Below are 12,586 nucleotides of genomic sequence, written 5' to 3'. Positions count from 1 at the left end.
TTATGATGATATAAATCGTTTTTTCTTAGTATAAAAACAGATCCTATTCTTGACATAATAATGCTGAAATTCTTAAATTTGATAGGACTTTCAAGCGGTTATTTTCTCACATAACAACTGCGAAATCAAGGAACTGAATCAATTAAATCAATATTATAAATAATGAACAAAAAACCTGCACACAATTTTCATATTCCTGTGATGGGATTGGCTTACACGATAGACAGTCCAATCCGCGTTGCCCAATTTGGGATTTCATCGGTAGTTTCAATTATCGATGACGAAATCATAGAAAGAATGCGAGATTTTTACAGCAAAAAATTCAATTTCGATTACACTGCAATTTCAATAAAATCCGAAGACCACCGAGCGGAGAGAATCACCGCTTATCTTGATATGATGGATGATATTGTGACCAAAAAATTTAAGAATTTCAAAGAAGAAATTTCGAAAAATACAGAAACTCTCAAACAGTTTATCGGAATGTTGCCAAGCACTTCCGGCTTGAAAGATGGTTTGCAAAATATCCTCAACAAAAAAGATAATCTTTCGGAAAGCATCAAAAATTTCATCGATCATAATTTTAATCCAGGTGAAATCGATGTGAACATTATGACCAAAGTGGACAAAGATAATTTTGTGAATAATGTTCAGCTTCCAACGATTTATAACGATGCACACGCGTCTTTGCGGGGTTTTGCGAACAGTAAATTATCATCGTCTGTTATTTTTTCTGCGGGAATGAATCCAAGATTGTACAGTTATCTGGAAGAGTTTGAAGATTTTTTTCCTAATGAAAACGGTGAACTCAAAAAGAAAATTATTCTGAAAGTCAGCGATTTTCGCTCTGCGATGATTCAGGGAAATTTTTTGGCTAAAAAAGGACTTTGGGTTTCAGAATACAGAATTGAATCTGGACTAAACTGCGGTGGACACGCCTTCGCAACCGACGGACTTCTGATGGGACCGATTATGGAAGAATTCAAACAAAAGAAAAACGAGCTTCAAACTTCGGCTTTTACCCTTTGGAAATCAGCCTTGGAGCAGAAAGGGAAAATGACGACTTCCGAACCTTTGGAAATCAAAATTTCTGTACAAGGTGGCGTTGGAACTTCCGAAGAGCACGATTTTCTTTTAACCAATTACAATGCAGACAGCGTGGGCTGGGGTTCGCCCTTTTTACTGGTTCCGGAAGCAACTTCTTTAGATCAAGAAACTAGAAACCTCCTGACAAAGGCAAAAGAGGAAGATTATTATCTGAGCAATATGTCGCCATTGGGCGTTCCGTTCAACACAATCAGAGGAACGAGTAATGATGAAATCAAGGATTTTAATATTTCAAATCAAAAATTTGGTAGTTCATGTCCAAAGAAATTTTTGGCGCTTAGCAAAGAATTTACACCAAAAGGAACTTGTACGGCTTCCAAAAAATATCAGGATATAAAATTGAATGAACTGGAAACTAATAAGTTAAACTTCACGGATAAACAATACGAGAAAAATAAGAAAAATATTACAGACAAATCTTGCCTTTGCGTTGGGCTTGCAAATTCTGCGTATCTGGAGCTAGAGATGCCGATAAAAGGAGAGAAGCAAGGCGTAGTCGTTTGTCCTGGACCGAATCTTAGTTTTTTTGATAAAGAAGTTTCGCTTTCGGAGATGGTTCGCCACATTTATGGCTATGAGAATGTTTTGCAAGATGACCGCCGTCCGCATTTGTTCATCAATGAATTGAAGTTGTATGTTGATTATTTCAAAAATGAAATCGTGGAATTTTCAGATGAAATTACCAAATCTGACGTGAAAAAGTGGGAGAGTTTCAAAGGAAATTTGCTGAAAGGAATTGCTTATTACGAAGAACTTTTTGCCGAAACTAATCATTTCAAACCGAAATTAGATTCTATTTTTTCTGACCTGAAATCTTTCAAATTTAAATTGGAAAAAATCAAAGTTCCTCAATTATAATTATTGAATTTACAAATCACTTGGCACAGCCATCATCTGCATCACGCTTCCAAGATCTTTCAAATCTTTGATTTTATATTGGAACATAATTAGAACATTTTCTCTAACAGCGATCGCCAGATGGTGGATGGGACAAGGATTTTCTCCACTGCACTGTTTCAGTCCCAAGAGGCAAGACGTTAGAACTTCTTTGCCTTCAAAATTTTCATAAATGCCTTTAATAGTAAGGCTTTCAAACTGTTCATCACTCAAATAAAATCCGCCGCCTTTTCCTTTTCCGGAAGAGATCAATTGTTTTTTTGTCAATTGTTGAAGGATTTTGGATGTGAAAGCGGTTGGTGTCCCAATGACTTCGGAAATATCAATAATTCCAACTTTTCTTTTTTCTGTTGCCAGTACAATGCAGGCTTTGATTGCGTATTGACAAGTATGTGAAAATATAAGCATTTGTGCAATTTATAGTCGGCAAAGATAGCGACTTTATTAGTTTTTATTAATATTCAATTTTGATACCTAAATTGCTGAAAACGATTATTTATTTTACTATGATAATGATTTATAAAAATGATTAATGAAATTAAAAATGTCCTTAGTTTCCATTAGAAAAACTAAGGACATTTTTTTATTTAATTTTAAAATTCGGAGCGATTCTAAAAGCAATCCACGACCAAGTTTGCAGGTTTTTTGGTTCAGGAACATTCTTCAGATATTCCATGCTTTTTCCTGAAAACATAAAAGAATGACCAAGATTTGCAGTAATTGATTTTCCGATTTTATGAGTGAAAACTAAATCTAATTCTGTTCCCAAATAAGAAGGGATTTTTTCTCCAGAAGTGTCAAATCCCAATTTTCCATTTGAAGTAAAAGCGTGCAAATTTGCTTGTAGAATAGAGTTGGGGCTGAATTTTAAATTTGATTTTAAATAATAATCATTCAAACCAAAACTGTTGAAATGACTGTTTCCAAAGTAAAAATAATCCATAAAACCATTGTGCAAATGATTGGTTCCGTACATCGGACTGAACGATTTGTTTTCACCAGAATCTGTGTCAAAATTTCTGCCGGAAAGCCATTCTGTTCCCAAAATTACATTGAATTTTGAATGAATTAGAAAATCAACGTTTGCAGAAAATTGATAAGCATTTTTACTTTGCGCAAGCGTATTTTTCCCGGTTTGGTAATAAGCAGAACCGAAGAATCCAATGTTTTCTAAATATTTTTTTGAGTTAATTCCAACCGTCAAGAGGTCATAATGCGCTCCTGATGGATTTTGCAAAACCTGATTCATCGCAATCGCAGAAAACTGAAATTTATTTTTACCCGAATAATCATAATGAATTATTTGTAAAGATTTTGTTATTTCTCCTGCTTCTGCAATGCTGTAAATTTCTTTTTCGGGCAAATCATTCAAATCATTGTCATCGTTATTATACGTTACAACGGCTTCTAATTTAGAGTTTGGATTAAATTTATAAATACCTTTCAAAGCATCAAAACTTCGTCCTTGCATCGCCCAGTCAAGTGATCCGACTAATCTTTCGTTATCATAAGAAAGAATTTGCCTACCTAATTTTAAACCCAATTTTTCTGAAACCTGATATTTTGCCCAAGCCTCATTGAGTATAAAATTTTGATTTTTATTGGCGGCAGAAGTGGTTTCACCCCAGGTTCTTGCATCCTGAGCAGAGAAATAAACTTCCAGATTTTTGTAGTAATAATCAACCCCGAATCTTGCTCTGGAAACAACTGTCGTTTCAGCAGATTTTCCTTTGGAAATCAATGTTCTTGCGCCATTGTCGAGTTCTGCACGTGTTCGTAGATCGAAATTCATTTTTAGGCTGTCAACTTGTGCATTGATATTTCCAAAAATGAAAGCAAGAGAAGCTGCGGTTATTAATTTTTTTACCATAACGAGTTATTTTTAAACAGAAATTTTATAGGTTTTATGACAGGCAACGCAATTATTCAAAAGCTGATTGAGTTTTTCCTGAGTTTGTTGTCGATCGTAATTTTCTTGAGCCATTTTTGCCATTACATCAAAAAGCTCGTGGGTTTCGAAGCCCATTTTTTTGAAACCAAGCGGTAAAGATTTAACCAAACCTTTTGGAACTCCATCAACTTTGCAAGAGCCCGATTCTTGCCCTACTTTTTCAATTATAGTAGGGTCGTTTTTAGCAATTGCTTCATTAATTTTTTGAATACTTTCGAGAAACCCTCGCATTTCTGCCATCACATATTCTCGGTTTTCTGGTGTCATTTTGATTTCACTTCTACCGTCTTTAGCCAAACTCACTGTTTCTCCTGCATAGAAAAATTTGTAAATTAATCCAACATTTAGAAAAACGGAAAGGAGTAAAAAGAATGGAATGATTTTTTTCATTTATACTTTCATTTTTAAAATTAGCATGGTCTTTCGCATCCTTTTCTCGTGTAGAAGTACCAGTTAACCGCAGTTGCCATCACACATCCTACTACCAAAAACCAAAAGAATAATCTTGCGTCTCCGGAAATTGCTCGGGATTGGGTAATCAAAACATTGAAAACGAATGGTCCGAAAGCGGCTACTGCAGCCGTCCAACCGATAACTCCGGCTGCTTTTCTTGGAGATTCTGAGAAAATTACTGGGAATTGCTTGAAAGTTGCTGCATTTCCGATTCCTGTAAAGAAGAAAATGGCTAAGACGATTACTAAAAATCCTTGAAACTGATCGGGTGAAGTTGGTGTCAAATAACCTCCCAAAATCAATCTTGAAATTAAAATAATCAACGCTATTCCTGTGATGTGAGTCAAAATTGCGCCTCCAGTTTTATCGGCAATTTTTCCGAAAATGACTCTGGATGCAGAACCGATTAATGGACCATAAAAGGCGAACTGTAAAGGGTCGATGCTTTTATCTAAAGGCGTGTAGAGGTTTTTTATCATTAATGGAAATGCAGCTGAAAATCCTGCGAAAATCCCAAAAGTCATAATGTATGTCATTGTACAATATAAAGTATGACGGTCTTTGAAAATATCTAACTGTTCTTTGAACGAAGCTTTTACGGGAATACTTTTTAGAGAAAACCAAGCCCAAATTCCGATAATAAATAATGGAATAACGTAGATGAATGCGATGTTTTCGAGATAAATGGTTTTTCCGGTTTCAACGATGATTTGTCCCCCTCCTAAAAATGAAAATAAAGTTAGACTCATAATCAAAGGTGAAAGAAGCTGTACTAAACTTACGCCGAAATTTCCAACTCCAGCTTGAATTCCGAGTGCGGTTCCGGCTTCTTTTTTTGGAAAAAATAAAGAGGTTGAAGGCATAAATGAAGAGAAATCTCCGCCACCAATTCCTAATAATATTCCGATGAACATAAAATATCCAAATGAAGTTTCTGGATTCATCACGGCGAAACCAAGCATTAATAAAGGAATTATCTTGATTAATGAACTGATGGAAATGATTTTTCTGGTTCCGTAAATTGGGATGAGAAAGGTGTTGATGATTCTTAAAAATCCGCCTGCCAATCCGGGCATTGCTGCCATCCAGAAAAGTTGATCGTCGGTAAATTGAAATCCGATCTGGGGAAGTTTGATAACGATAACGCTGTATAGGAACCACGTTGCGAAAGAAAAGGTGAGTGCCGCAGTGGTAATTGTAAGGGTTTTCCAGGCGATTTTTTTGCCTTTTTTGTTCCAAAATTCTTCGTTGGACGGGTCGTAGTCGGTTAACCAATGTGAATTGTTCATATTTTCAGTTGTTTATTCTTTTAAAATTTAATCTTTGTTGTTGTTCAAGTGTTCGATTTTATCTTTGAGGTGAGGTGCTTCGGTGTGCATCATTTTTTTAATTACTGTATTCATCCAAAACAAGGAAATGGCGGAAACGATGAAGACGAAAATCCACGAACTCGTCCATAATCCCGAAAAATCCAGAAGATATCCAAACAAAATAGGACCTATGAAACCTCCCAAACCACCGATTAATCCTACCATTCCGCCAACAACGCCGACTTCATTCGGAAAATATTCCGGGATGTGTTTGTAAACCGCAGCTTTCCCGATTCCCCACATAATTCCGATGAGAATCACGAGGATGGAGAAAACCCAGATGTGCGCTTCAAATTTGATTAAGGTTACGCCTTGAGCGAGAAGTTGCTTTTTCTGAACTTGCTCGTTTTGTTTTACTAATACTTCCTGCCACGAAAAAGATTCGGGGAAAACAGAAGTTTGCTCGGGAATTTCTGGCTTTGAAGTGATTTCAAATTCGCCTGTATTTAATGTGATTTTTTCTTTTTCGATGGCGGTTACCATTCCTGCTTTCTTAGCAGTGATGCCTTTTCCCGGTGTTAATATTTCCATTTTTGGAAGCATTAATAATCCACTTAATATTAATGATGAATATAAAACCCAGTACATCACTTTTCTTGCCCCGAATTTATCTGACAAATAACCGCCAAATGCTCTGATAATGCCACTCGGTAAACTGAAAGCTGAAGCCAAAAGTCCGCCCAAAACCAATGAAGTTTTGTAAACACTCACGTAATACGGCATCAACCATTGCGAAAACGCTACAAACAGACCGAAAACAAGGAAATAGTATAATCCAAATCTCCAAACTCGGACTTTAGAAAGTGGAGCAAGAAGTTCTCTTGTTGATTTATTTTGAACCGCTGCTTTTCTATTTTGAACAAAAAATAGAAATATCAAACCAATGATCACCAATGTGATTCCGTAGATAATTGGGAGTAATCTCCAACCATTATCCGGATCGTTTTCTGAGAAATAATTGAGTAGAGTAGGTGCGAAAAACGTTGTGAGAGCCGCTCCCGCATTTCCCATCCCGAAAATTCCTAACGCACGACCTTGCCATTCTTTCGGGTACCAGGCTGATGTAAAGGCAATCCCGACTGCGAAACCGGTTCCTACCATTCCGAAAAGTGCGCTCAATAAAAAGTAAACCCAATAAGAATCAGCAAAATAAAGCAGAAATAAAGGAATACTACACAACAGAAGTAAAATTGAGAAAACGGGTTTTCCGCCGTATTTGTCGGTGAGAATCCCTAATGGTAATCTCATAATAGAACCCGTAAGAATAGGAATCCCAAGAAGCCAACCAGTTTCTACAACCGACCAGTTAAAGATATTATTATCAACAAGATAGGTGACGAGAACGCCATTCAAAGTCCAGCAAGAAAAGCAGATTGTAAATGCCAATGTGTTCAGAAACAGCATTTTGTGGGCAGAAGAAAGATTGGGATTCATTATATTAGTTCTAGTAGTTTTTGTTCATCTCTTTTTCCGAATACAAAGATATTATAAATAAGATATTTTTGTCTTATTTTGTTTTTTTATTTCTACTTTTATGTTATAAATCATATCAACCATTTTATTTATAAAAGATGTTGTTGACAAATTGATACTATTAAAAATCACTTTGCTTATTAATAATGAACTCAATAATGGAAGTTGAGTAACTTTTTTTGATTTACGATAGAAAATTCCAAGTAAAAGACACAGTTTTTAAATCATATATGATTTTGATTGATGTAAAAAAACTTCAACTCAAATCTTTATAAATAATTTATTGGAAAAATAAAATCTATGAAATTTCATCGGTACTACGTGAGTGTCTTTTTTATTCTCGTCATCGTTTATGCTTTTTACAATCGGGAAATCTATACCGAAAAAAGCAATTTCGGAAACATCAAACTATCACACCAAGCGCTTGAAGGAGAAAAACTTTGGCTATAGAATAACTGCAATTCTTTCCACCAACTTTATGGTCTCGGCGGATATTTGGGGCCAGATCTTACCAACGTTTCTTCGCATCCCAATAAAAGTGCAGAGTATCTGAAAGTGATGATGATTAGCGGGGTGAAGTCTATGCCGAAATTCAATTTCTCTGAGGATGAGCAGAATTATCTTGTTCAATTTTTAAAAGAAGTTGATAATACAGGCTATTATCCAAATAAAAACGCACAAATAAAGTATACAGGCTGGGTTCAATATCAAGAAAAAGAAAATAATGAAAAATAACGCGTATCCATTTTATTACATCATTGTCGGGTTATTAAGTCTTGCTTTATGTCTTCTGGTCGGGCTTCTTTCGGGTGTTCAATATGCAATTCCGGATTTCATAAAAGAGAGTTTGCCTTTCACAGTTTTGCGACCTTTGCGCACGCTTTTTGCGCTTTCTTGGATTTTTATGACGGCAATCGGCGGGATTTTCTGGTATATTCAAAATGAAAAAATCAATCCTGTGATTATGAAGTCGCAATTCTGGATTTTTACAGTGACGGGTTTTCTGATAGCAATCTGCTATATTTTTAAAAAATTTGAAGGCAAGAATATTTGAAATTTCCGCATTGGTTTTATATTCCAATTTTGGTTGGCTGGCTGTTTTTTGGAATTTATTATTTCCGTGTGATGTGGCAAACTTTCTCGAAATGGCCGGTTTATTATTGGATGTGGGGAACGGGAATTGTGTTGATGATTTTTCACTTTACCGAAGCTCATCTTTGGATTTTGCCATATTTTAGAGAAAACTATATCCAAAATTTAACAATGCAATGGAAAGCTAGCGGAGCCTACGTTGGTGCGTGGAATATGCTGGTTTACGGTTTGTCAATGTTTGTAATGGAAAAGAGTAGTGGCAATGATTTCTACAGCCAATCTAAAACAGCATTTTTCTTCTTCTTTTTAGGTCTCGTCAATGTAATGTTCAATTGGGCTCACCACGTTTATCCGGTCCCAAATGCGAACTGGATTCGCTTCGTTGCTTATGCCATTAGTATGACAGAGTGGATTATTTTGTTGCGCATAATTTATCTCTGGAGAAAAGATCTTTCCAAGGAGAAGAATAAAACATTTTTCGGTTTCATATTCTTTGATGATGCTTTCCGATTTATGGATTTTTATCAACCTATTTTTGGCGATTCTGATATCTATCCCAGCTCTCAATCTGTTTACTCACGGAACACATATTACCGTTGCGCATTCTATGGGAACCATTATTGGGATCAATACCACGATTTTACTATCGTCCATTTGTTTTATTTTAGAAAAGATTAAACCAATATCAGAAAAGATTAAAAAACCGATTTCTCTTGGGATCAAAATTTTCAATATTTCATTTATATTATTCTTCGCAACACTTTTAATAATGGGTGTTGAACGGACAAAGTGGATTTATTTTTCCGAGAACGTTTTGTTTGGAAAATTTCAGGAATCTAATCACTATTTGCATATTGCTTTCGGCATTTTTGGATTTGGCTTGTTAGTGGGAATTTATGTTGTGATTTATCAATTGATAAGACAAATCATCTACGTGATTTTTTCTTCAAAAAAAATATGAAGGTATTATTTTGAATAAATTAGGTTTAATAATATAAAAATATTATCTTATAAAAATAATTCCATATTTAGATTTAATTAGAGTTATTTGAACGTTTATGAAAACTCACAGAACAATATTAAACCACTTATTAACAAATATAGATGATATTATTAATTGTTTTACTTAATTTAGGTTATACATAAATTGGAAAAATTCAAAATGCTAATCTGGGTAATTCAGGATTCAAAAACAAAAATGGCTCAATTTGAATTACATTGGAGTCAATTGGCTGTTTGAGAACTTAACGAGCATCTATTCAAACTCTTTTGTCGATGATTTAGTTCGTTTGAGCAAAATTAAAAAGGATTTAGCAATTTAGAATTTAAATTTGAAACTATATAATTTTTTTAATGTTTCGCACATAAATTTACTAAAACAATAAAAAAGATTAATCTGGATTATTCTAGAATCAAAAACAAAAAAAATGGCTCAATTTAGATTAAATTGAAGCCATTTGGACGTTTGTGAACTTGACAGGACTCTATTCAAACCATTTATTAGCAGATATAGACAATATTTTGAAGGTGTTAAATGGTATTTGAACTAAAGTTTTATTACTCACATCAATCAAAAAAACATCTAATTATATTTTAAAAATATTTCATTACTATAAAAAAGACATTATAAAATTTACTAATATACCTTTCTGTAGATTCAAAAAAAAATATATCGAAATTGGATATTCGAGAAAGTCGATGATGAAAAATCAGTACTTGAAAATTATAGAAAAACATTGGAACTTGATTCATTGGATACATATTCAACTGAACGAATAAAATATTTAAAAAATGAAGAAATAGCTAATTATCTTGCGATTATTATACTATATGTAATTAGAGCTTGTAGAGTATATTAAAAATCTAATAGATGTTCTAAATATATAATTTTCTTCAAAATTTATCCAAAATTCAAAGTGTAAATTAGCAAGATGAAAATCCTAATCATTGAAGACGAGACCGAGTTGGCAAAAAGTATCTCCGAATACCTTTCAGGAGAAAACTATATCTGTGAATTCGCATCTACATTTTACACGGCCATTGAGAAGATAGAAACTTTCCAATACGACTGTATTTTGTTGGACATTATGCTTCCAGACGGTAATGGCCTGGCAATTCTAGATGAACTGAAAAAGCAGAATAAAGAGGAGGGGGTGATTATTATTTCTGCAAAAAATGCTCTAGACGATAAAATAAAAGGTCTACAATTGGGGGCTGATGATTATCTTTCAAAGCCCTTTCATCTGTCAGAACTAATGGCTAGAATATATTCAATTATCAGGAGAAAACAGTTCAACAACTCAAATGTTATCAGGCAGAATGAATTGCAGATCGATCTGTTATCGAAAACAGTTACCATCAATAATAAAACTATTGTCCTTACAAAAAAAGAATTTGACCTATTGATCTATTTTGTAGGAAACAAAAATAAAGTGATCTCCAAAAGTACTTTGGCTGAACATCTTTCTGGTGATTTTGCAGATATGTTGGATAACCACGATTTTGTATACGCTCATGTTAAAAATCTTAAAAAGAAATTATACGAAGCCGGATGTGAGCACTATTTAAAGACAGTGTATGGTACAGGATATAAATGGGAAAAATAGATAGATCATGAAACCACTACTAAGCAAGACAACCAGACCATTTTTAGTTTTTGTGATGATGGTCCTGGTGATCAGTGTTCCAGTATATTACTTTGTGGTAGATGCCATATGGCAAAATGAACTGGACGAGCATAATGAGATTGTTGCGGAAAAGACAGGGTACGAATTCAATAAGATGGATGTTTCCAAAGAAGAAATTCAGCGCAGTATTGCTTTGTGGAACCACATCCAGCCTGGGACCAATATTAAAAAAATATTTTCCAACCATTTAAAGAAAGATTCGATTTTTACGACGGAGAAATACAAACCTTTCTCTAAAGATACTACAATTGAACGTTACAGAAGTCTTCAAAAGGTAATCTACATCAAAAATGAACCTTATCTTTTTACCATAGAGACCAATATTGAGGAAACAGAAGGAACTGTGATGATCATTGGACTTATTACGATATTCTTTTTTATTTTGATCGTAATGGGGTTATTCATTCTTAACAGAAGATTGTCAAAAACGATCTGGAGACCATTTCGGAATACACTTGACCAACTTAAAAATTTCAATCTCAATACCCAGACAAACATTGAATTTGAAAGCACGGACACTATTGAATTCGAGGAACTAAACGGATCATTAAGAAAGTTGATCACTCATACCGTATCCGTTTATAAAACACAGAAAGAGTTTACAGAAAATGCATCTCACGAATTACAGACTCCTTTGGCCATTCTTAAGAACAAACTTGACCTTTTGCTGCAAGATGAAAATCTAACGGAAAAACAATACAATATTGCGGAGGAAATGAATAAGGCACTTACGAGAAGTTCAAGGATCAATAAAAACCTGCTATTACTTGCTAAAATCGATAACAGCCAGTTCGACAACAATGAGAGTATTCAATTTGATGAGATTCTGTATCAAAGTATGGAAGTTCTCAGTGAACATTTTGAGCAAAAGAATATTTCTGTTAAAGAAAATATTTCTTCTCATGTCAAAGCAAACGGAAACTTCGGATTAACAGAAGTTCTCATCAATAATCTTATTTTAAATGCGATCCGTCATACCTCACGAGGCGGGTCGATCTACATAAAATTAAAGGATTCACTTTTTGAAGTTTCCAATTCCGGAACGAAAGAATTGAATAAGGATCTTCTATTCAAAAGATTTTCTAAGCTTTCAACAGACAATAGTGGAAGTGGTTTGGGATTGGCCATCATTAGTGAGATCTGCAGGTTTCACCAGTGGACAGTCCATTATAGGTTTGAAAATAACCTGCACATTTTTTCTATCAAATTGTAGAATTCAAAATTTATTCAAAATCCACTTTTAGCTTTGCTGCATAATTTAATTTATGCGGATGCAATTCTTGATATATCTAAACAAATTCATTCTTAACAATAAGCTATACAATATTACATATTCACAGGATGAAAAATATTAATGATACCCGTAGTGCATTATAAAAAAGGTTACTCATAATACGAAAATTTCGTATATTGTATTGACTATCAATCTAATACGTTATGAATAACCTAGATGCAATTTACGATTTTATTTTAAAGGAATTAAGAAAATTAACCATCAAAGAAAATTTTTATTTCAAACCAATTAAACCAAAATTATCTGATTTAGAGCTCATTGC

At 34.1% G+C, this 12,586-nt stretch carries 12 protein-coding genes and 1 pseudogene; 8 read left to right on the top strand and 5 right to left on the bottom strand.

What is annotated here, in order from left to right; genetic code table 11:
- Positions 1–162: 162 nt before the first annotated feature.
- Positions 163–1,965, top strand: a complete 1,803-nt coding sequence (locus F564_RS0108690; RefSeq protein ID WP_028122300.1) for a hypothetical protein — start codon at positions 163–165, stop codon at positions 1,963–1,965.
- Between the two features lie 9 nt (positions 1,966–1,974).
- On the opposite strand, the gene F564_RS18965 is transcribed toward F564_RS0108690, so the two are convergent.
- The 5 genes from F564_RS18965 to F564_RS0108665 form a co-directional block, all read right to left on the bottom strand.
- A complete protein-coding gene (locus F564_RS18965; protein WP_051259615.1) occupies positions 1,975–2,412 on the bottom strand; it encodes an RrF2 family transcriptional regulator in 438 nt (145 codons plus the stop codon).
- A gap of 175 nt (positions 2,413–2,587) precedes the next feature.
- A complete protein-coding gene (locus F564_RS0108680) occupies positions 2,588–3,874 on the bottom strand; it encodes an alginate export family protein (protein WP_028122299.1) in 1,287 nt (428 codons plus the stop codon).
- A gap of 12 nt (positions 3,875–3,886) precedes the next feature.
- Positions 3,887–4,345 carry a hypothetical protein gene (locus F564_RS0108675; RefSeq protein ID WP_028122298.1) on the bottom strand — a complete coding sequence of 153 codons (459 nt, stop codon included), beginning with the start codon at positions 4,343–4,345 and terminating at the stop codon, positions 3,887–3,889.
- Positions 4,346–4,365: 20 nt separating this feature from the next.
- Positions 4,366–5,697, bottom strand: coding sequence for an MFS transporter (locus F564_RS0108670; RefSeq protein ID WP_028122297.1), 1,332 nt, complete (start codon positions 5,695–5,697; stop codon positions 4,366–4,368).
- A gap of 27 nt (positions 5,698–5,724) precedes the next feature.
- Positions 5,725–7,212, bottom strand: coding sequence for an MFS transporter (locus F564_RS0108665; RefSeq protein WP_034981147.1), 1,488 nt, complete (start codon positions 7,210–7,212; stop codon positions 5,725–5,727).
- Positions 7,213–7,551: 339 nt separating this feature from the next.
- Here F564_RS0108665 and F564_RS20950 point away from each other — a divergent pair, with 339 nt between their 5' ends.
- The 7 genes and pseudogenes from F564_RS20950 to F564_RS21280 all read left to right on the top strand — a co-directional run.
- Positions 7,552–7,701: a hypothetical protein gene (locus F564_RS20950; protein WP_154656834.1), complete on the top strand. Its 150-nt coding sequence runs from the start codon at positions 7,552–7,554 to the stop codon at positions 7,699–7,701.
- A 45-nt stretch (positions 7,702–7,746) separates the two neighbouring features.
- Complete coding sequence (locus F564_RS0108655; RefSeq protein ID WP_028122295.1) at positions 7,747–7,986, top strand: hypothetical protein; 240 nt, start codon at positions 7,747–7,749, stop codon at positions 7,984–7,986.
- The gene (locus tag F564_RS0108650; RefSeq protein ID WP_028122294.1) at positions 7,976–8,305 is read left to right on the top strand and encodes a hypothetical protein; all 330 of its coding nucleotides are present in this window, start codon (positions 7,976–7,978) and stop codon (positions 8,303–8,305) included. The genes F564_RS0108655 and F564_RS0108650 overlap by 11 nt, the downstream gene beginning before the upstream one ends.
- A complete protein-coding gene (locus F564_RS0108645) occupies positions 8,302–9,021 on the top strand; it encodes a hypothetical protein (RefSeq protein WP_028122293.1) in 720 nt (239 codons plus the stop codon). Before F564_RS0108650 ends, F564_RS0108645 begins: the two co-directional genes overlap by 4 nt.
- Before the next feature lie 1,253 nt (positions 9,022–10,274).
- Positions 10,275–10,949 (top strand): response regulator transcription factor, encoded by a 675-nt coding sequence (locus tag F564_RS0108635; protein ID WP_028122291.1) that lies wholly within the window; start codon positions 10,275–10,277, stop codon positions 10,947–10,949.
- 7 nt (positions 10,950–10,956) lie between these two features.
- On the top strand, positions 10,957–12,243 hold the full coding sequence (locus tag F564_RS0108630) for a sensor histidine kinase (protein ID WP_028122290.1): 1,287 nt from the start codon (positions 10,957–10,959) through the stop codon (positions 12,241–12,243).
- A gap of 224 nt (positions 12,244–12,467) precedes the next feature.
- Positions 12,468–12,586, top strand: a pseudogene (locus tag F564_RS21280) (IS982 family transposase); the annotation flags it as partial.

Origin of the sequence: Epilithonimonas tenax DSM 16811, assembly GCF_000428485.1 — a bacterium.
Classification (GTDB): Bacteria; Bacteroidota; Bacteroidia; order Flavobacteriales; family Weeksellaceae; genus Epilithonimonas; species Epilithonimonas tenax.
The sequence above is the reverse complement of the archived record's forward strand: the minus strand, read 5'-3'. Positions and strand labels throughout refer to the sequence as shown.